Origin of the sequence: Flavobacterium keumense (assembly GCF_029866485.1) — a bacterium.
GTDB lineage: Bacteria > Bacteroidota > Bacteroidia > Flavobacteriales > Flavobacteriaceae > Flavobacterium > Flavobacterium keumense.
In genome coordinates this window covers 1,415,911-1,435,237 of record NZ_CP092332.1, presented here as the reverse complement: position 1 = coordinate 1,435,237, position 19,327 = coordinate 1,415,911, and the positions used below count along the sequence as shown (strand labels likewise).

The following is a 19,327-nucleotide window of genomic DNA, read 5'->3' as shown; positions in this document are numbered from 1 at the left end:
ATTATAATCGTTGACTCATGTTTTTGACCATCATTTCTTTCCATGGTCGAAAATCTCCAGCTAAGATATGTTTTCTAGCTTCACGAACCAACCACATATAAAAACCAAGATTATGAATTGTGGCAATTTGTTTTCCAAGAAATTCATTAGCTGCAAAAAGATGGCGTAAATATGATTTGGAATATTCAATATCTACATAAGTAATTCCCATTTCATCAATTGGAGAAAAATCAGCTTCCCATTTTTTATTTTTGATATTGATGGTTCCATTGGCAGTAAACAACATTCCGTTTCTTGCATTACGGGTTGGCATCACACAATCAAACATATCAATTCCCAAAGCGATATTTTCCAGAATATTTATTGGAGTTCCCACTCCCATCAAATAACGAGGCTTGTCTTCGGGCAAAATTTCGCAAACCACATCGGTCATGGCGTACATTTCCTCGGCTGGTTCCCCAACAGAAAGCCCGCCAATGGCATTCCCTTGCTGACCCGAATTAGCAATATATTCGGCTGATTGTCTTCTTAAATCTTTGTACGTACTTCCTTGAACGATTGGGAAAAACGTTTGTTCATAGCCGTATTTGAAAGGCAATTTATCCAAATGATTGATACAACGATCCAACCAGCGGTGTGTCATGTGCATCGAACGTTTGGCATAATTATAGTCACAAGGATAAGGGGTACATTCGTCAAAAGCCATAATAATATCAGCACCAATGGTACGTTGAATTTCCATCACATTTTCAGGTGTGAAAACGTGGTAAGAACCATCAATATGCGATTTGAATTTTACCCCTTCTTCTTTAATTTTTCGGTTAGAAGAAAGAGAATACACCTGATAACCTCCAGAATCTGTTAGAATATTACGATCCCAATTCATGAATTGATGCAATCCTCCCGCTTTTTCTAAAATCTCGGTTTGCGGACGCAAATACAAATGATAGGTATTTCCCAAAATAATATCAGGATTAATATCATTTTTCAATTCGCGTTGGTGCACTCCTTTTACAGAAGCTACCGTACCAACGGGCATAAAAATAGGGGTTTCAATCACACCGTGATCGGTAGTTATACTCCCAGCTCGCGCTTTTGATTGTGGATCTTTTTGTACTAAATCAAACTTCATATTGGCATTTTTCAGTCGGCAAAGATAGGCTAATTTGAATCCTTTTTAAAAAATTTTCCCAAATTGAATTTATAAAACCATTCAAACACTTATTTTTGCGCTATGGCAAGAAAAAATACAGACAAAGTTGTCTTTCATCAAATAAAAGTCCTTGATGCTGGCGCAAAAGGCGTATCGGTAGCAAAAGCACCCGACGGAAAAGTAATCTTTATTCCCAATGTAGTTCCTGGAGACGTTGTAGACGTGCAAACTTTCAAAAAACGTAAAGCGTTTTACGAAGGAAAAGCAGTGAAGTTTCACGAACTTTCAGAACATCGAATTGACCCCATTTGCGAACATTTCGGTGTTTGTGGTGGTTGTAAATGGCAAAACATGAAATACAGCCAACAATTGTTTTACAAACAAAATGAGGTAAAAAACCATTTGCAACGCATTGGAAAAATTGAACTTCCTGAATTTGAACCGATTTTAGGCTCAGAAAAACAGTTATTTTACAGAAACAAAATGGAATTTTCGTTCTCTAATAGCCGTTGGTTAACCGAGGCTGAAATTGGAAGTACTGAAGATTTAGGCAATAGAAATGCTTTAGGATTTCACATCCCAAAAATGTGGAACAAAATCTTGGACATCAATAAATGTCATTTACAGGAAGACCCGTCTAATGCGATTCGCAATGAAATTAGGGCTTTCGCCAATGCCAATGGATTGACTTTTTTCAATCCGAGAACGCACGAAGGCTTGCTACGTACGTTAATGTTGCGAACTGCTTCGACTGGAGAAATTATGGTGTTGATTCAGTTTTTTGAAGATGACAAAGCCAATAGAGAATTGATCTTAGATCACATCTATGAAAAATTCCCTCAAATTACTTCGTTACAGTTTGTTGTAAATAATAAGGCAAATGACACTTTATACGATACCAACATCCAATTATACAAAGGCCGAGATTACATTTTAGAAGAAATGGAAGGGTTAAAATTTAGCATTAATGCCAAATCTTTTTACCAAACCAATTCAAGTCAAGCCTACGAATTATACAAAATAACCCGAGATTTTGCAGGACTTACAGGAACTGAAACGGTGTATGATTTGTATACTGGAACAGGAACTATAGCACAATTTGTATCTAAAAGTGCTAAAAAAGTAATTGGAGTAGAAAGCGTTCCTGAAGCAATTAGTGATGCTAAAGCGAATGCTAAACGCAATGAAATTACCAATTGTGAATTCTTTGTGGGAGATATGAAAGTAGTCTTTAACGAAAGTTTTATCGCGCAACACGGTAAACCAGACGTAATTATCACTGACCCACCAAGGGACGGAATGCACAAAGATGTTATTGAACAAATTTTAAAAATTGAACCTCAAAAAGTGGTGTATGTAAGTTGTAACTCGGCTACACAAGCACGCGACTTGGCTCTGATGGACGAAAAATACAAAGTAACTCGCGTGCGTCCGGTAGATATGTTCCCACAAACGCATCACGTGGAAAATGTTGTACTTTTAGAGAAACGATAATCAAATGAAAAAAGGAATCCTTCTATTAGTTGCTCTCGTATCTGTCTTTTTCTCTAGTTGCGAAAAAGACGATATTTGCGATGCGAATACTGCAACTACGCCGCGACTGGTACTTACCTTTTATGACATTAATAACCCTAGTGTTGTAAAGACGGTAACCAAATTAAAAGTTGTAGGAGAAGGAATGAGCGAAGGAATTGTTTTTAATCCTACTGCAACCGGCGATTTAAAATATATAACTAGCGGAAGTACTATTTCAATTCCGTTAAAAGTCGATCAGGATCTAACTACTTACAATTTGATTTTTAACTACGGAAACGCAAATCCTGCTTTGATTTTTACCGATAAAATTCAAATCAATTATACCCGAACCAATGTCTTTGTTTCAAGAGCCTGCGGTTATAAAACTATTTTTAAATTACAAGCTACAAATCCGATTGTACACTCTGCAGTTCCAGCAACCACTGACAAATGGATGCAATACATATCAGTAGAAAAATCAAACATAGAAAATGAAAATGAAACACATGTTAAAATATTTTTCTAGTCTTTGTCTTTTACTGATGGTTACCTTGGCACAAGCACAAGAAAAACCTGCTGTAAAACCTAATTCTGAAGCAAGTACTCAAGAAGAAATTCAGGATAGTATTCAAGTAAAAAAAGACCGTTACGGACTTCGTGTAGGAGTAGATTTGTTCAAATTAACTCGTGGTTTTTATGACAAAAACTACAAAGGAATTGAGCTAACAGGTGATTTTAGATGGAATAAAAAATATTTTTTAGCTGCCGAACTCGGAAACGAAAACAAAACCACCGAAGACGACCGATTAACCACAAATAGCAAAGGTTCCTACTTAAAAGCGGGATTTGACTATAATATGTATGAAAATTGGCTGGATATGGAAAATATTATTTCTGTGGGTTTACGCTATGGTTTCAGTTCCTTCAGCGAAGAATTGAATAGCTATAAAATATACAATGCACATCCGTATTGGGGAGAACTACCTGCCATCCCTGCTAGTGAAAAATTCAACGGACTAAGTGCGAGTTGGCTAGAAGTAGTCACTGGAATGAAAGCCAAAATGTTCAACAATGTTTTTGTTGGATTTAGCGTGCAATTAAAAACCTTGATTACCAACAAAAAACCAGACGGGTTTGATAATCTTTACATTCCAGGTTTCAACAGAACGTACAATGGTAGTTTCGGAATTGGTTTTAACTACAGTGTTACTTATTTTATTCCTTTGTATAAAAAGAAAGTAATCTCTAAATAATTAATTTAGATTATTCACTTGTAAGAAAGTTAATTGTTGATTTACAAAGCGTTTCTAATATTTCTAAGTCAAGATCTTTTAATTTATTAAAATAAATACATGCTTTACCCATTTTAAATTTTCCCAATTGATTTAGTAGTTCGGTATTGTTTTGTCTGGGTGCAAAAACATAAAGTGAAAACGCTTTTTTTCTTGGAGAAAAACCAATGAGTAAGCAATCTCCTTCATGTCCACTATCATATTTATAATGATAGCTACCAAATCCAATAATTGTAGGTCCCCACATTTTTGGTTCAAAACCAGACCAAGATTTCATTAATTCAATAAGTTTCAGACTGTCTTCTTTCTTTTGATCGTCCTCAACAAATGAATTAATAAAATCAAGTACTTCAATTTCAGTTACTTTAGTTTTATTTTCTTTCCCCATCTAAGAATTCATTTAAATTAAACCTTTGACAAAAATTTAATTACAATTCCTTTATCCCTTTAATAAAAAGCCAGGACATAAATAATTTTTCACCGTCTCTGGTTTTCACCGCTTGGAATTTTGGCGAAAGAATAGTGCCAACTACAAAAGCCGTAAACGGAATAAACAAACCTGTCAAATTCGTGTATCTAAAAATCAAATAGCGAAAAGAAATAAACAAGATCGCAAAACTACCCAACTGATATAAAAAAGCTCTTAATTGTAATTTAGTCATTGTTTTAATTTTTATCTGTTACTTGAAATTTAGTTCGTTTGCTTCCTTCGTACATTTCGTATTTTACTAATCGGGCTTCCAAACTAGCATTGAACAATTTAATTTTGCGAGAGGGCTTCAATCCTACAAATTTCAAAGCTTCTAAATTGGCTGTGATAAACCAAGCGTTGGTTCCAGGATAGCTCTTTTTCAAGGTATCCCCGATATTTTTATAAAACTCTTCCATATGAATATCCAATCGTTCATCATACGGCGGATTGAAAACCATATGTAATTTTCCTTGCGAATTCTTTTCAGTATCAAAGAAATTTTCCTCTTGAACACTCACATAATCGTCCAAGTTGGCATTTCGAATATTATCTTTGGCTTTACTCACCGCACTTGGCGCCTTATCGTATCCTTTTATGGTGTAATGAAATTCTTTTACTTTTTTCATTAAACTGTTCACAATTTGGTCAAACAAATCATTATCCCAATCTTTCCATTTTTCAAAAGCAAATTCTTTACGGTTGATATTGGCTGGAATATTACATGCAATCATAGCAGCTTCGGCCAAAAAAGTTCCGGATCCACACATCGGGTCTAAGAAATCAGATTGTCCTTCCCAACCTGAAAGCAACAAAATTCCTGCTGCCAAAACCTCGTTGATAGGAGCAATATTCGTTGCGATGCGGTAACCACGTTGGTGCAAGGAATTCCCAGAAGTATCTAAGGCTACTGATACTTGGTCTTTGCCAATGTGAATGTTGATTCGTAAATCTGGGAACGCCTTATCAATGCTAGGACGTTGTCCCGTTCTTTCTCTAAATTGATCTACAATCGCATCTTTACATTTTTGAGAAACAAATTCGGAATGGTTAAAATGATCTGAATGTACCGTAGCATCAATCACAAAAGTCTGGTTCGCATTCAAATATTTTGACCAATTGATGCTTGAAATTCCTTTATACAAGGCATTTTCATTAGTAGCGCGAAACGTATAAATTGGTTTTAAAATTTTCAAAGCGGTTCGCAATGATAAATTGGCTTTATACATAAAACCTTTATCACCTTTAAAACTTACCATTCGCACGCCTTGCTCTACTTGTTGAGCGCCTAAATTTCGTAATTCTTGTGCTAGTATTTCTTCAAAACCGAAAAAGGTTTTGGCAATCATTTTAAAATTTTCTTCCATTTTCAATAGTAAGGTCAATCCCAATTGCAAAAATCAATTACAATTTCGATTTCAATATTTAACTAAATCCCAAACTAGGAATAAGTTCTGCAAAAATACACTAAATTTGTGGACTTAAATTAACTGAAAAAGAATAAATGTCTGAAGATGCTACACCGGCTGTATTAGATACTAAAGAACCCAATCAAAATTGGTTTGCTTCTTGGTTTGACACGCCGTATTACCATATTTTATACAAAGAAAGAAACTACCGTGAAGCCCAACTATTCATGGATAATTTGACGCAGTATCTGAACCTCCCTGAAAAAGCAAAAGTATTGGACTTAGCCTGTGGGAAAGGGCGTCATGCTATTTATTTAAGCCAATTGGGTTTTGACGTTATTGGTGCTGATTTGTCGGAAAACAGCATTGCCGAAGCCAGTAAAAACAGTAATAGCAATTTGCATTTTCAAGTGCGCGATATGCGTGAAAAAATGGACAATCAATTTGATGCCATTTTCAATTTATTCACCAGTTTTGGTTACTTTGAAAATGATGCCGACAACTTAAAAACGCTTATTGCTATCAAAGAAAGCTTGACCGAACATGGTTTTGCTGTCATTGATTTCATGAACGTGAATCAAGTAATCGCTAATTTAGTTCCTGAAGAAACTAAAACCGTAGAAGGTATTGATTTCCATATCCAACGCTATGTAAAAGACGGTCATATTTACAAAGAAATTACCTTTGAAGATAAGGGACAAGCCTTTCATTTTACCGAAAAAGTACAAGCGTTAACTTTACAAGATTTTCAAGCTATGATGGAAGAAGCAGGTATCTATTTATTAGATATCTTTGGTGACTATAAATTGAGAAAATTCCATAAAACCGAAAGCGAACGATTAATCATGATTTTTAAATAATGAATTATCTTTTACCCTTACTTTCTGTATTGATAGGTTACATTTTTGCTTTGGTTTTCCAACCAAAAGACAAAGCGAAACTCAAATTGCTTTTGGCATTCAGCGGTTCTTTTTTGTTATCGTTGACCGTGATTCATTTATTGCCAGAAATTTACGAAAGTAAGAACGGCCGTATCGGATTATTCATTATGGTGGGGATTTTGTTCCAAATTATCTTAGAATATTTCTCGCAAGGCGCCGAACATGGTCACGTACATGGTCATTCAAAAATGAATCATATTCCATGGTTATTGTTTATCAGTCTTTGTATTCACGCCCTAGCGGAAGGATTTCCTGTGGGGCATCATCACGATTTGGCCTTGGGAATTGCCATTCACCACTTACCTATTGCGATCATTTTAACGACTTTTTTTATCAATGCCAATTTGGATAAAAAAGCTATTTTTCTATTCATGATTACCTTTGCAGTCATGACACCATTAGGAACTATTCTGTCTGATTATTTACCGCTATTGAACGCGTATTATACCGAAATCACCGCCATCGTTATTGGGATTTTATTTCACATTTCATCTACTATTATTTTTGAAAGTAGCGAAGGACATAAATTCAATATCGCTAAAATATCCATGATTGTATTGGGATTTGCATTGGCCTATTTTATATAATATTTTTAATTTTAAAGTAAATAGCCCCACATAAAAATATAACAAATGACTTTTACTAAAACTACAGAACAAGCTTCAAAATACGAACATTTAGAAAAAATGTCGGTACAAGAATTACTGTTCAACATCAATCAAGAAGACCAAACGGTACCATTGGCTGTAGCCAAAGCATTGCCTGCTATTGAAACATTAGTAGCTCAAATTGTGGCTAAAATGAAATTAGGAGGCCGATTGTTTTATATTGGAGCCGGTACTTCGGGGCGTTTGGGAATTGTAGATGCCTCTGAATGTCCGCCAACGTTTGGCGTTCCTTTTGATTTAGTTAACGGAATCATAGCCGGTGGCGATAAAGCCATTCGTCGTGCAGTAGAAAATGCCGAAGACAATGCTACACAAGCTTGGGTTGATTTACAAGAATTTGACATCAACTCGAATGATGTAGTAGTCGGAATTGCAGCATCAGGAACGACTCCTTATGTCATTGGCGGTTTACAAGCCTGCAATGAAAACAACATCATCACAGGAAGTATTTCTTGCAATGCTGGAAGTCCGCTGTCGCAAACGGCTCAATTCCCAATTGAAGTTATTGTTGGACCAGAATTTGTAACCGGAAGTTCGCGAATGAAAGCTGGAACGGCACAAAAATTAGTGCTGAATATGATTTCTACAGCTACTATGATTCAGCTAGGTAAAGTCAAAGGAAATAAAATGGTCGACATGCAATTGAGTAATGCTAAATTAGTGGATCGTGGTGTTAAAATGATTATGAGCGAAATTTCTGTTTCGTATGAAGAAGGAAGCCAATTATTAAGCCAGATGGGTAGCGTTCGAAAAGCAGTTGATTTTTATAATTCGCAAAAACACTAAATTATGGCTACCAACAAAGACCTTTTGGCGAAAGCCCTAAAATACCTATCAGGTGCTTTGCCTTTACTTTTTATAGGGCCTGCTGTCATTCATAATGCATTTATGAATCAACAAAATAATTGGCATTATTTAGTTTTAACTATTGGAATTGGCTTATGTATCTTTGGGGTATATTGTCTCTTTGTTGGATTAAAAACGGTGATGAAAAGTTTATTTAACGACTAATGGAAAACCTCATCAACATCCAAAAAACTTTTGAAAAAGTAGTTGCCATTGACGACCGGATTAATCACCGTGAGTTTGAAGATTGTGTTTTCAAAAACTGTGATTTTTCTAATTCTGATTTTAGCAACAATACTTTTATGGATTGTGAATTTATTGATTGCAACTTATCTATGATCAGTTTTGTAAATACTAGTCTTAAGGGGGTTCGTTTTAAAAATTGCAAATTACTAGGCATTCATTTTAACAAATGCACTGATTTTTTATTCGAAGTTCATTTCCAAGAATGTGTTTTAGACTATGCCTCGTTTGCCAATAAGAAAATGCCTAAAACCAATTTCATTTCTTGTTCTATGAAAGAAACAGGATTTATTGGCACACAATTAAACAATGCTGTTTTTGACAATTGCAACCTAGACAACGCTATTTTTAATGATACACAATTGGCAGGAGCTGATTTCAGAACTGCCTATAATTACAAAATTGATCCCGAATTCAACCCAATGAAAAAAGCGAAATTTTCGACTCAAGGAATTGTAGGGCTTTTGGAGAAATACGATATAAAAATAGATTAAATGAAAAACACAATAACTTTACTTTCTTTGCTAACTCTAGCCTCTTGCTACAATACCGAACACAATTGCAAAGATTTCAAAACAGGAAAATTCAAGTTTGAACACGAAATAGAGGGCGTTAAAAAAACAACTTTTTTTGAACGCAATGATAGTATTGAAGTTGAAACTTTTGATGGAAAAACAGATACTGCAACAGTGCGTTGGATTAGCGACTGCGAATATGTCTTACGTAAAAAACATCCCAAAAACAATCAAGAAAAAAATGCGATTAGCATGAAGATTTTGACTACCTCAAAAAATTCCTATACCTTTGAATTCGGTATGGTTGGAATTGAAGAAAAACAACGTGGTACCGTTACTAAAATTGGAGAAATCAACACTAAATAATCTCAAATCAAATTTACAATGGAAGTATTTTTAAATCCAAATGCCTGGATTGCACTGTTAACCTTAACATTTTTAGAAATTGTATTAGGAATTGACAACATCATTTTTATCTCTATTGCTACTGGAAAATTACCTGCCGAGAAACGCAAAAGAGCAACTAAAGTAGGAATGTTTTTGGCTATGTTCATGCGTATTGCACTTTTGTTTGGAATCAATTTATTAATCCAAATGAAAGAACCATGGTTTCATATCGATTTCAGTTGGTTTTCTGCGGGAATAACAGGCCAAAGCGTTATTTTATTACTTGGGGGCTTGTTCCTAATTTACAAGAGTACCAATGAAATTCGAGAAAAAGTAGAAGAAAAAGGCGAAGAAGAAAAAGAAATTAAACAAGCCGCTACCAAATCCTTTCAAAATGTGATTTTACAAATCATTATGATTGATATTGTATTTTCATTTGATAGTATATTAACGGCGGTAGGTATGACTAACGGTGTCGAAGGTGCACTCTATATTATGATTACAGCTGTAATTGTTTCAGTATTTATAATGATGCAATTTGCAGTACCTGTGGGTAACTTCGTCAACAAACATCCTTCTATTCAAATTTTAGGGTTGGCTTTCTTAATCCTCATTGGGATGATGTTGCTTACCGAAAGTGCGTACTTATCCGAAGCTTTAATCTTTGGCAATCATGTCACTCCAGTTCCTAAAGGCTATTTGTATTTTGCCATTAGCTTCTCTTTAGTAGTAGAAATGATCAATATGAAAATTAAGAAAAAATAATTTTCCTCCATTGTCAAACTGAACTTGTTTCAGTTTCTCTTACGCAAGTAAGATTTTGAAACAAGTTCAAAATGACAAGTTAGAAGTTTATTCTAAACTTAAGGTAATTTGACCGTCGTCATCGGTATCTGTCGGGATATCTTCCAACTCCCCTTCTTCTCCAGTAGTCGTTGTCTCTTCCACTTCTTCAATTGGTTCTTCGTAAGGTAAAGGCTCTAATAAATTCACTTGTTTCAATTTATCAGTGGTCAATTGATTCCCAATTGCTTTAATTCCTTTTACTGCGATAAATTGTTCTAAATCTACCGTCTGATTCTCTTTTTGAACGCCTTTTACTTTTGCAAAAACAATTTCTGCCACAGGACGCCAGTCGGTAGAAACAATCTCTAATTGCGATTTTTCGTGTTCTGTAATAAAGAGTTCTTCTTTATTCTCATTTTCCACCAAAAAACGTTTTACAAAATAACGTTCTTTTTCTCCATCATAATAAATGGTAGAAATCGGTTTCTTAGGATTCCATTTTTCCAACACAATCATATCTTCGTCAAAATGGGTAGTTAATTCCGGAATTATCGTTTTCAACTTCCCTGTTTGATTGATAATCAACAAACGATCATTGGGTTTGAATTCGCCTAACAATTCGCCACGCCCATCTACATTCAATCGTTGCACTGTATCGTCAAACCAGACTTTTCTTGGACGCAAAGTCGAAATTCCTTTCTCTTTCAACTCAATTTTCTTAATTGGGTATTTCGAAACAGTATTTCCTCTCGAAGCCCTCCCTTTGATGGCAATATCAGAAAAATCAACATCCCATTTCAGTTTTTTAATGCTTCCTACTTGGCGCAATAAAATAGTCACCACTTCGGCTTCTCCATTTGGATTAGCTGAAAAATACAAGACCATCGAACCTGGTTTTTCTTGTGTCAAATCGTAAAACTTATCACGAGTAACTCCCGAAACATTAAAACGCTTGATAAAAGTCGATCCGTTTTTACCATCTCGGTAGATCATATTATAAATAGTACGTTTGTCGTTTTTGTCAAACACCGCAATATGAATAATGTCTTTACCAATAAATTTCTTTTCGTCGACTTTGGTAATCATCATTTTTCCATCGCGAAGAAAAACAATTACATCATCTATATCCGAGCAATCGGCAACATATTCGTCTTTTTTAAGACCTGTTCCGAGGAATCCTTCTTCTCTATTGACATACAATTTGGTATTACGTAAAACCACTTTTGTCGCTTCAATGGTATCAAAACTACGCAACTCGGTTTGACGTTCACGTCCTTTACCGTATTTGTCTTTTAATTTTTGAAAGAAATCAATGGCAAAATCAATTAAGTTGTCCAAATGATGTTTTACTTCTTCAATCTCACTCTCCAACTTTGCAATCGCTTCATCGGCTTTATCCGAATCAAAACGCGTAATACGAATCATTGGAATTTGCGTTAATTTTTGCAAATCATCATCATTAATTTCACGTACTAAGGATTTTAAAAACGGCTTAAAACTATCGTACATATAAGCATACAAAGATTCTTTATCGGAATACAGCTTGAAATCAATATACATTTCTTCGCGAATAAAGATTTTTTCCAAAGTTGAAAAATGCCACTTGTTTTCCAATTCGTCCAATTGGATTTCCAATTCACGTTTCAACAAATCAACCGTACGATAGGTCGAAATTTTCAACATTTCAGAAACACCAATAAACAAGGGTTTATTATCTTGAATAACACAACCTAATGGTGCTACAGAAGTTTCACAAGCCGTAAATGCATACAATGCATCAATCGTTTTATCTGGAGAAACTCCAGGTGGAAGGTGAATCAAAATCTCTACCTCGGCAGCGGTATTGTCTTCAATTTTCTTGATTTTGATTTTTCCTTTTTCATTGGCTTTCAAAATACTATCAATCAAGGTTGAGGTATTCGTTGAAAACGGAATTTGAGAAATCACCAAGGTTTGTTTGTCCAATTGAGCAATTTTGGCACGAACACGTACACGTCCGCCCCGCATTCCATCGTTGTAATTAGAAACATCTGCAATTCCTGCCGTTGGGAAATCAGGATATAAAGTAAACGACCTTCCTTTTAAAACTTTAATAGAACAATCGATTAATTCATTAAAATTATGAGGCAAAATTTTGGTCGAAAGACCTACTGCAATTCCTTCGGCACCTTGTGCCAAAAGTAGAGGAAACTTAACGGGTAAATTAACCGGTTCATTTCTTCGACCATCATAAGAAGCTTGCCAAGTGGTAATCTTAGGAGAATACAAAATATCGTGTCCTAACTTACTGATTCGGGCTTCGATATAACGAGAAGCTGCAGCACTATCTCCTGTGAGAATGTTACCCCAGTTACCTTGCATATCTATAATCAAATCTTTTTGACCAATTTGTACCATGGCATCTCCAATACTCGCATCTCCGTGTGGGTGATACTGCATCGTGTGTCCTACGATATTGGCTACTTTATTGTATCGCCCATCATCCAACTCTTTCATAGAGTGCATGATACGACGTTGAACAGGTTTAAACCCATCTTCAATCGCCGGAACTGCACGTTCCAAAATTACATACGAAGCATAGTCCAAAAACCAGTCTTTGTACATTCCGGTTACTTTCGTAATCGTGTCTTCGGGGTTTTCATTATTTTCATAAAAATGATTCCCCCCAAAAGCGACGATGTCGTCAAAGCCTTCTTCGTTTGGCGTTACCTCCAAAGAATCGTTATTCTCGTCTTCGTTTGGAATGATGTTATCTTCTTCGTCTTTCATTTATGCTGAATTATTTTCAGTATGTTTTTTTATATAATCACTGCTCACTTTAGGCTGAACACTGAACACTAATTTTTTTCAACTACGTCTAATTCCACCTTCAAATTATTGATGATGAACGTTTGACGGTCGGGTGTGTTTTTACCCATGTAAAACTCCAATAATGTTTCAATTGAAGTGGCTTTATCGAGCATTACAGGATCCAAACGAATATCAGCACCAATAAAATGCTTGAACTCGCCTGGCGAAATCTCCCCTAATCCTTTGAATCGAGTAATTTCTGGTTTGGGTTTTAATTTTTCAATGGCATTAACACGCTCTTCTTCGCTGTAACAATAAATCGTTTCTTTTTTGTTTCGCACACGAAATAAAGGCGTTTGTAAAATATACAAATGGCCGTCCTTGATTAACTCTGGGAAAAATTGCAAGAAAAACGTAATCAACAACAAGCGAATGTGCATACCGTCGACGTCGGCATCAGTAGCGATTACAATGTTGTTGTAACGCAGGTCTTCCATGGATTCTTCAATATCCAAAGCCGCTTGAAGCAAATTAAATTCTTCGTTTTCGTACACGATTTTCTTGGTCATTCCGTAGGAATTCAACGGCTTACCACGCAAACTAAATACCGCTTGCGTATTCACATCACGCGATTTGGTAATAGAACCCGAAGCCGAATCCCCCTCGGTAATAAACAAGGTGCTTTCTAAATAACGTGGGTTTTTTATATCCGTTAAATGAACCCGACAATCACGTAGTTTTTTATTGTGTAAACTCGCTTTTTTAGCACGATCTTTCGCTAATTTTCGGATGCCTGACAACTCTTTACGTTCTCTTTCTGCTTGTAAAATCTTACGCAAAAGGGCATCAGCCACCTCTGGATTTTTGTGCAAAAAGTTATCTAATTTGGTGGTGATAAAATCGTGCACAAAAGTTCGCACGGTTGGCCCATTCGGACCAATATCCGTTGAACCTAATTTGGTTTTAGTTTGACTTTCAAAAACAGGCTCTTCCACTTTGACAGAGACTGCCGAAACAATTGATTTTCGGATATCCGAAGCTTCAAAACCTTTGTTGTAATATTCACGAATGGTTTTTACGACTGCCTCTCTAAAGGCATTCAAGTGCGTTCCTCCTTGAGTAGTGTTTTGCCCATTAACAAAGGAATGATATTCTTCTGAATATTGCGATTTACTATGCGTTAACGCAATTTCAATATCATCACCTGTCAAGTGAATAATTGGATATACCGAATCTTCTTCGGTAATCGTTTCTTCTAACAAATCTTTCAATCCGTTATCCGAATAGTATTTTTCGCCGTTATAATAAATGGTTAAACCCGTGTTGAGGTAACAATAGTTCTTCAACATTTTCACCACATACTCGTTACGGTATTTGTAGTTTTTAAAAATCTGATCGTCAGCAATAAAAGCTACTTTCGTTCCTTTACGTTTGGTGGTTTCTTGTACTTCTTCTTCCAAAACCAAATTACCTGCCGAGAATTCAGCCGCTTTTTGTTGGTTATCACGAACAGATTCTACACGGAAATAATTCGACAAGGCATTTACCGCTTTGGTACCCACCCCATTCAAACCTACTGATTTCTTAAAGGCTTTGGAATCGTACTTCCCTCCTGTGTTCATTTTGGAAACTACATCGACCACTTTACCCAATGGAATTCCACGACCGTAATCGCGCACGGTTACCATTTTGTCTTTGATAGTCACCTCAATGGTTTTTCCAGCACCCATAACAAACTCATCGATGCAGTTATCAAGTACTTCCTTGAGTAAGATATAAATACCATCGTCTGGCGAAGAACCGTCACCCAGTTTTCCAATGTACATACCCGGACGCATACGGATGTGTTCTTTCCAGTCGAGCGAACGAATATTGTCTTCGTTGTATTGATTTTGTTCGGACATTTAAAGTATCGATTTGGTGCTAATATAAGCCATTTTAGCAAAATCTAAAACAAGCCCAAATCAAAGTTATTAAGAATGATATTGACAATAAAAAGTACGATTGACGAGGTACGATATACGAAGTGAGGCAATAAAAAAACCGCTAAATTACTTTAGCGGTTTTTTTATTATTATCTTGACTACACATTAAATCTAAAGTGCATTACATCGCCGTCTTTGACTACATATTCTTTTCCTTCTACACGAAGTTTACCTGCTTCTTTCACTTTGGCCTCTGAACCGTATTGTGAGAAATCCTCAAAAGCAATTACTTCGGCACGAATGAATCCTTTTTCAAAGTCAGTATGAATTACTCCTGCAGCTTGTGGTGCAGTAGCTCCAATATTGATAGTCCAAGCACGAACTTCTTTTACACCCGCAGTAAAATAGGTTTGTTGTTTTAATAGTTTGTAGGCTGCACGAATTAAAACAGACGACCCTGGCTCAGTCAATCCCATGTCTTCCAAGAATACTTGACGTTCCTCATAACTTTCTAGCTCATTGATATCTGCCTCAGCACCTACCGAAAGAATAATCACTTCGGCCTCTTCGTCTTTTACCAATTCGCGTACCTGATCTACATATTTATTCCCATTTACCGCTGAACTTTCATCAACATTACACACATACAACACCGGCTTATTGGTAATTAATTGGAAACTTTCCATTAATTCTTCCTCATCTTGATTAGCAGGCACTACAGTTCGCGCTGATTTGGCTTGTAATAAGGCTTCGCGAATTCGGTTCAACAATGCTTGTTCGGCTTGCGCTTCTTTATTTCCAGTTTTAGCCGCACGATTGACTTTTTCCAAACGCTTTTCAACCGTTTCTAAATCTTTCAACTGCAATTCAATATCAATCGTTTCTTTGTCACGGATTGGATTTACATTACCATCCACGTGAACAATATTATCATTATCAAAACAACGCAACACATGAATAATCGCATTACATTCTCTAATATTTCCTAAGAACTGATTTCCTAGACCTTCGCCTTTACTTGCTCCTTTTACTAATCCCGCAATATCCACAATATCTACGGTTGCCATTTGCACACGCTCTGGTTTTACTAGTTCTTCTAAACGGTTGATTCTTGGGTCAGGTACATTTACCACACCAATGTTAGGCTCAATAGTACAAAACGGAAAGTTAGCACTTTGCGCTTTGGCATTAGACAAACAATTAAACAACGTTGATTTTCCTACATTTGGCAATCCTACAATTCCTGCTTTCATAAAAAGTATATTTTCAAGTAGCTACTAGACTATTATTTTTTTGAATTATTTTTCTAAAAAGAGTGCAAATATAAAACTAAAAAAAGGTTTGTTAAACAAAAACAACAAATTCTTACATTTCTTGTAATATTCTTACCCAAAAGAACATTTTACTTACTTTTTTTCAAAAATTTAGTATATTGCGTCCGATTTTAACCAAATAAAAACCAAATCCAAATTTATTTATGAGAAAGTATAGTTTACTTTTAGCATTATTCAATTTGACCTGTCTTTTTGCTCAGGAAAACACAAATTCTGAAGCAAAAGAATTGAAAGAAGTTCAAGTTGTAGGTTCCAGAAACACAAAAAGGACAGTTGTCAACTCTGCTGTGCCTATTGACGTAATTAACATTAAAGATGTAACCACACAAAGTGGTAAATTAGAAATCAACGAATTATTACAATACGTTGCACCTTCATTTAACGCTAATAAACAATCCGGTTCTGATGGAGCCGATCACGTAGACCCTGCCTCTTTAAGAGGAATGGGACCAGACCAAACTTTAGTTTTGATTAATGGAAAAAGAAGACATCAATCATCTTTGATCAATTTATTTGGAACAAAAGGACGAGGAAATACAGGTACCGATTTAAACTCAATCCCAGCATCAGCAATTAAAAGGATTGAAATCTTAAGAGACGGTGCAGCAGCGCAATACGGTTCAGATGCTATTGCAGGAGTAATTAATATTGTATTAAATGACAATATTAATCAACTTACTGGAGCTGTAACTTACGGAGCATATAACACAAACGCTCAAGGTGATTTTGATCCAGGTACAGCAAACACTAAAAATAATTTCTTAGACGAAAATAGTTTTGGAAATACATTAGGTCAAAAAAGAAATTTTGACGGACAATCCATAAAAGTTGCTGCTAACTACGGTGTAGCAGTAGGCAAAAAGGGAGGGATTGCCAACTTTACTGCTGAATACTTAAACAAAGAAAAGACATTACGTCCAGGTTTTGACTTCAGAAAAGGTTTTGGTGAAGCGGCTATTCAAGGACTTAATCTCTTTGGTAATTTAGTGGTACCTATTTCCGACAAAACAGAATTCTATGCATTTGGAGGAAGAAACTTTAGAGATACTGACGCTTATGCCTTTACAAGAAATGGAGGAGAAAGAGTAGTGGAATCTATTTACCCTGGAGGGTTTACTCCACGAATTACTTCGGAGATTGTGGATAATTCTATCGCAGCTGGTATGAGAACTAAATATGCCTCTGGATGGAAAATGGATTTAAGTAATACCTTTGGAAAAAACCTTTTCCACTACTATATTAAAGGAACTATCAATGCTTCTTTAGTTGGAAATTCTCCAACAGAATTCGACGCAGGTGGACACAGCTTAAGTCAAAATACCACTAACTTGGATTTTTCTAAAAACTATGATTCTGTTTTAAACGGAATGAACTTGGCTTTTGGAGCTGAATTTAGAACCGAACAATTTAGCATTTTTGCTGGAGAAGAAGGTTCTTATGCTACTTACGATACTTCTGGAAGACCAATTACAAATCCTGCAACACAAACAGCACCAATTGATCCTATTTCAGGAGAGTTACGTCCAGGTGGTTCTCAAGGTTTTCCAGGTTACAGTCCTGCAAACGAAGTAAAGAAAAACCGCAATAATGTCTCATTGTATACCGATGCTGAATTTGATGTAACTAAAAAATTATTAGTAAGTACTGCTATCCGTTTTGAAAACTACAGCGACTTTGGAAGTACACTAAATGGAAAATTAGCAGCACGCCTAAAAGCAACTGACAATATCAATTTTAGAGGATCGTTAAGTACTGGATTTAGAGCGCCATCTTTAGCTCAAGTATATTATAATTTGCGTTTTACTAATTTCAATGCTGGTGGAGCAACAGAAGTTATTTTATCACCAAACAATAGCCCTGTAACACAGGCTTTTGGAATAAACAAACTAAATGAAGAAAAAGCCGTAAATGGATCTTTAGGTGTAACTGCAAGTTTTGGAGCATTGACTGCAACAGTAGACGGTTATTTTATTAATGTAAAAGACCGTATTGTTTTAACTGGATACTTTGATGCTTCAGCATTGAATCTTGGTGTTTCTGCTGCACAATTTTTTACTAATGGAGTAGATACTAAAACTGCTGGAGTAGATGTTGTATTGGCTTGGAAAAAGAAATTTGGAGACAGTAATTTTGCTGCAACCTTAGTTGGAAACATCAACCACATGAAAATTGGCGATGTAAAAAATGGCACTTTAGATAAAGAAACATTCTTCGGAGAAAGAGAAAAAGCTTTCTTATTAGCTTCAGCTCCTGCTAATAAATTTGGATTAAATCTTAATTATGATAAAAAATGGTTCAATGCTGGATTAGCGTTTACCCGTTTTAGTAAAGTAGAATTATTAGACTACCAAATGTATGAAGATGTAGCTGATTACGGTAGTTTTGCCAATCAAATTAAAGCAGCAACAGATACGTATAGTGCCAAAATTGTTACTGATTTAACATTAGGTTTTAAATTAAATAAATCATCTAAATTAAGTATTGGTGCTAATAACTTATTCAACATCTATCCTGACCAACAAGATGACTGGGTAGAAGCTGGTGGATATTGGGATGCTGTTCAAATGGGATTCAGCGGAGCGTATTACTATACTAGATTAGGATTTACATTCTAATTCAACTTTTTAGAAACAAAAAAATCCTGAGTAATTGCTCAGGATTTTTTTTACAATAAAGTTTTAAAAATTATTCGTTATGCAAAAATGCTTGTCTGTTTAACAAGGTTTCTTCAGACTCTACGTGGTTTTCATCAGGGATACAACAATCCACAGGGCAAACAGCCGCACATTGTGGTTCATCGTGAAAACCTTTACATTCCGTACATTTTCCAGGAACAATGTAATATACATCATCTGAAATTGGTGTTTGCGCTGCGTCAGCGTCAATTTCAGTACCATCTGGCAAAATCACTTTACCCGTTAATTTAGTTCCGTCTTTATACCTCCAGTCATCAGCTCCTTCGTAAATTGCAGTATTTGGACATTCTGGCTCACAAGCACCACAATTGATACATTCATCTGTAATAATAATTGCCATTCTATTAAGTTTAGTTGT

19 protein-coding genes are annotated in these 19,327 nt (G+C 35.7%); 11 read left to right on the top strand and 8 right to left on the bottom strand.

Translation table 11 applies throughout. From position 1 onward, the window contains the following. Nucleotide 1 precedes the first annotated feature (1 nt). Nucleotides 2–1,132 carry a tRNA guanosine(34) transglycosylase Tgt gene (gene tgt, locus MG292_RS06310; protein WP_264533560.1) on the bottom strand — a complete coding sequence of 377 codons (1,131 nt, stop codon included), beginning with the start codon at nucleotides 1,130–1,132 and terminating at the stop codon, nucleotides 2–4. A 102-nt stretch (nucleotides 1,133–1,234) separates the two neighbouring features. Between tgt and rlmD the strand changes: the two genes are divergently transcribed. From rlmD to MG292_RS06295, 3 genes are read left to right on the top strand one after another with little or no spacing between them, the layout of a single operon-like run. Then, nucleotides 1,235–2,647 carry a 23S rRNA (uracil(1939)-C(5))-methyltransferase RlmD gene (rlmD, locus tag MG292_RS06305; RefSeq protein ID WP_264533561.1) on the top strand — a complete coding sequence of 471 codons (1,413 nt, stop codon included), beginning with the start codon at nucleotides 1,235–1,237 and terminating at the stop codon, nucleotides 2,645–2,647. 4 nt (nucleotides 2,648–2,651) lie between these two features. Continuing rightward, nucleotides 2,652–3,194 carry a DUF6452 family protein gene (locus tag MG292_RS06300; protein WP_264533562.1) on the top strand — a complete coding sequence of 181 codons (543 nt, stop codon included), beginning with the start codon at nucleotides 2,652–2,654 and terminating at the stop codon, nucleotides 3,192–3,194. Then, nucleotides 3,166–3,921: a DUF6048 family protein gene (locus MG292_RS06295; protein ID WP_264533563.1), complete on the top strand. Its 756-nt coding sequence runs from the start codon at nucleotides 3,166–3,168 to the stop codon at nucleotides 3,919–3,921. The genes MG292_RS06300 and MG292_RS06295 overlap by 29 nt, the downstream gene beginning before the upstream one ends. Before the next feature lie 10 nt (nucleotides 3,922–3,931). Here MG292_RS06295 and MG292_RS06290 read toward each other — a convergent pair whose 3' ends face one another. From MG292_RS06290 to MG292_RS06280, 3 genes are read right to left on the bottom strand one after another with little or no spacing between them, the layout of a single operon-like run. Then, nucleotides 3,932–4,348: a DUF1801 domain-containing protein gene (locus tag MG292_RS06290; protein ID WP_264533564.1), complete on the bottom strand. Its 417-nt coding sequence runs from the start codon at nucleotides 4,346–4,348 to the stop codon at nucleotides 3,932–3,934. Nucleotides 4,349–4,388: 40 nt separating this feature from the next. Beyond that, nucleotides 4,389–4,622, bottom strand: coding sequence for a hypothetical protein (locus MG292_RS06285; protein WP_264533565.1), 234 nt, complete (start codon nucleotides 4,620–4,622; stop codon nucleotides 4,389–4,391). Nucleotides 4,623–4,626: 4 nt separating this feature from the next. After that, complete coding sequence (locus tag MG292_RS06280; RefSeq protein WP_264533566.1) at nucleotides 4,627–5,796, bottom strand: THUMP domain-containing class I SAM-dependent RNA methyltransferase; 1,170 nt, start codon at nucleotides 5,794–5,796, stop codon at nucleotides 4,627–4,629. 137 nt (nucleotides 5,797–5,933) lie between these two features. Between MG292_RS06280 and MG292_RS06275 the strand changes: the two genes are divergently transcribed. Genes MG292_RS06275 through MG292_RS06245 form a run of 7 tightly spaced genes read left to right on the top strand, consistent with a single transcriptional unit; the run spans nucleotide 5,934 to nucleotide 10,203 of the window. Then, nucleotides 5,934–6,698 (top strand): class I SAM-dependent DNA methyltransferase, encoded by a 765-nt coding sequence (locus MG292_RS06275; RefSeq protein WP_264533567.1) that lies wholly within the window; start codon nucleotides 5,934–5,936, stop codon nucleotides 6,696–6,698. After that, nucleotides 6,698–7,366: a ZIP family metal transporter gene (locus tag MG292_RS06270; RefSeq protein ID WP_264533568.1), complete on the top strand. Its 669-nt coding sequence runs from the start codon at nucleotides 6,698–6,700 to the stop codon at nucleotides 7,364–7,366. Before MG292_RS06275 ends, MG292_RS06270 begins: the two co-directional genes overlap by 1 nt. Before the next feature lie 45 nt (nucleotides 7,367–7,411). Continuing rightward, nucleotides 7,412–8,233, top strand: coding sequence for an N-acetylmuramic acid 6-phosphate etherase (gene murQ, locus MG292_RS06265; protein ID WP_264533569.1), 822 nt, complete (start codon nucleotides 7,412–7,414; stop codon nucleotides 8,231–8,233). A gap of 3 nt (nucleotides 8,234–8,236) precedes the next feature. Further along, nucleotides 8,237–8,458 carry a DUF6095 family protein gene (locus tag MG292_RS06260; protein WP_264533570.1) on the top strand — a complete coding sequence of 74 codons (222 nt, stop codon included), beginning with the start codon at nucleotides 8,237–8,239 and terminating at the stop codon, nucleotides 8,456–8,458. Continuing rightward, nucleotides 8,458–9,030, top strand: coding sequence for a pentapeptide repeat-containing protein (locus tag MG292_RS06255; RefSeq protein ID WP_264533571.1), 573 nt, complete (start codon nucleotides 8,458–8,460; stop codon nucleotides 9,028–9,030). Before MG292_RS06260 ends, MG292_RS06255 begins: the two co-directional genes overlap by 1 nt. Further along, nucleotides 9,031–9,417: a DNA topoisomerase IV gene (locus tag MG292_RS06250; RefSeq protein WP_264533572.1), complete on the top strand. Its 387-nt coding sequence runs from the start codon at nucleotides 9,031–9,033 to the stop codon at nucleotides 9,415–9,417. A gap of 18 nt (nucleotides 9,418–9,435) precedes the next feature. Beyond that, entirely contained in the window at nucleotides 9,436–10,203 is a 768-nt protein-coding gene (locus MG292_RS06245) for a TerC family protein (RefSeq protein WP_264533573.1), read from the top strand. An 87-nt stretch (nucleotides 10,204–10,290) separates the two neighbouring features. On the opposite strand, the gene MG292_RS06240 is transcribed toward MG292_RS06245, so the two are convergent. The 3 genes from MG292_RS06240 to ychF all read right to left on the bottom strand — a co-directional run bounded on the left by MG292_RS06240 (nucleotide 10,291) and on the right by ychF (nucleotide 16,192). Beyond that, a complete protein-coding gene (locus MG292_RS06240; protein ID WP_264533574.1) occupies nucleotides 10,291–12,993 on the bottom strand; it encodes a DNA gyrase/topoisomerase IV subunit A in 2,703 nt (900 codons plus the stop codon). A 68-nt stretch (nucleotides 12,994–13,061) separates the two neighbouring features. Continuing rightward, nucleotides 13,062–14,918, bottom strand: a complete 1,857-nt coding sequence (locus tag MG292_RS06235; protein ID WP_264533575.1) for a DNA topoisomerase IV subunit B — start codon at nucleotides 14,916–14,918, stop codon at nucleotides 13,062–13,064. A gap of 179 nt (nucleotides 14,919–15,097) precedes the next feature. Further along, the gene (gene ychF, locus MG292_RS06230; protein WP_264533576.1) at nucleotides 15,098–16,192 is read right to left on the bottom strand and encodes a redox-regulated ATPase YchF; all 1,095 of its coding nucleotides are present in this window, start codon (nucleotides 16,190–16,192) and stop codon (nucleotides 15,098–15,100) included. A gap of 224 nt (nucleotides 16,193–16,416) precedes the next feature. Between ychF and MG292_RS06225 the strand changes: the two genes are divergently transcribed. Next, nucleotides 16,417–18,888 carry a TonB-dependent receptor plug domain-containing protein gene (locus MG292_RS06225; RefSeq protein WP_264533577.1) on the top strand — a complete coding sequence of 824 codons (2,472 nt, stop codon included), beginning with the start codon at nucleotides 16,417–16,419 and terminating at the stop codon, nucleotides 18,886–18,888. A 70-nt stretch (nucleotides 18,889–18,958) separates the two neighbouring features. Here MG292_RS06225 and MG292_RS06220 read toward each other — a convergent pair whose 3' ends face one another. Next, on the bottom strand, nucleotides 18,959–19,309 hold the full coding sequence (locus MG292_RS06220; RefSeq protein WP_264533578.1) for a 4Fe-4S dicluster domain-containing protein: 351 nt from the start codon (nucleotides 19,307–19,309) through the stop codon (nucleotides 18,959–18,961). Between the last annotated feature and the right edge of the window lie 18 nt (nucleotides 19,310–19,327).

Bases quoted from the DNA above. Each gene is read 5' to 3' on its own strand.
- MG292_RS06285 (WP_264533565.1), bottom strand. From the start codon at position 4,622: ATGACTAAATTACAATTAAGAGCTTTTTTATATCAGTTGGGTAGTTTT.
- murQ (WP_264533569.1), top strand. From the start codon at position 7,412: ATGACTTTTACTAAAACTACAGAACAAGCTTCAAAATACGAACATTTA.
- MG292_RS06290 (WP_264533564.1), bottom strand. From the start codon at position 4,348: ATGGGGAAAGAAAATAAAACTAAAGTAACTGAAATTGAAGTACTTGAT.
- MG292_RS06250 (WP_264533572.1), top strand. From the start codon at position 9,031: ATGAAAAACACAATAACTTTACTTTCTTTGCTAACTCTAGCCTCTTGC.
- MG292_RS06255 (WP_264533571.1), top strand. From the start codon at position 8,458: ATGGAAAACCTCATCAACATCCAAAAAACTTTTGAAAAAGTAGTTGCC.
- MG292_RS06280 (WP_264533566.1), bottom strand. From the start codon at position 5,796: ATGGAAGAAAATTTTAAAATGATTGCCAAAACCTTTTTCGGTTTTGAA.
- MG292_RS06300 (WP_264533562.1), top strand. From the start codon at position 2,652: ATGAAAAAAGGAATCCTTCTATTAGTTGCTCTCGTATCTGTCTTTTTC.
- tgt (WP_264533560.1), bottom strand. From the start codon at position 1,132: ATGAAGTTTGATTTAGTACAAAAAGATCCACAATCAAAAGCGCGAGCT.
- ychF (WP_264533576.1), bottom strand. From the start codon at position 16,192: ATGAAAGCAGGAATTGTAGGATTGCCAAATGTAGGAAAATCAACGTTG.
- rlmD (WP_264533561.1), top strand. From the start codon at position 1,235: ATGGCAAGAAAAAATACAGACAAAGTTGTCTTTCATCAAATAAAAGTC.
- MG292_RS06275 (WP_264533567.1), top strand. From the start codon at position 5,934: ATGTCTGAAGATGCTACACCGGCTGTATTAGATACTAAAGAACCCAAT.
- MG292_RS06260 (WP_264533570.1), top strand. From the start codon at position 8,237: ATGGCTACCAACAAAGACCTTTTGGCGAAAGCCCTAAAATACCTATCA.
- MG292_RS06225 (WP_264533577.1), top strand. From the start codon at position 16,417: ATGAGAAAGTATAGTTTACTTTTAGCATTATTCAATTTGACCTGTCTT.
- MG292_RS06235 (WP_264533575.1), bottom strand. From the start codon at position 14,918: ATGTCCGAACAAAATCAATACAACGAAGACAATATTCGTTCGCTCGAC.
- MG292_RS06270 (WP_264533568.1), top strand. From the start codon at position 6,698: ATGAATTATCTTTTACCCTTACTTTCTGTATTGATAGGTTACATTTTT.
- MG292_RS06295 (WP_264533563.1), top strand. From the start codon at position 3,166: ATGAAACACATGTTAAAATATTTTTCTAGTCTTTGTCTTTTACTGATG.
- MG292_RS06245 (WP_264533573.1), top strand. From the start codon at position 9,436: ATGGAAGTATTTTTAAATCCAAATGCCTGGATTGCACTGTTAACCTTA.
- MG292_RS06240 (WP_264533574.1), bottom strand. From the start codon at position 12,993: ATGAAAGACGAAGAAGATAACATCATTCCAAACGAAGACGAGAATAAC.
- MG292_RS06220 (WP_264533578.1), bottom strand. From the start codon at position 19,309: ATGGCAATTATTATTACAGATGAATGTATCAATTGTGGTGCTTGTGAG.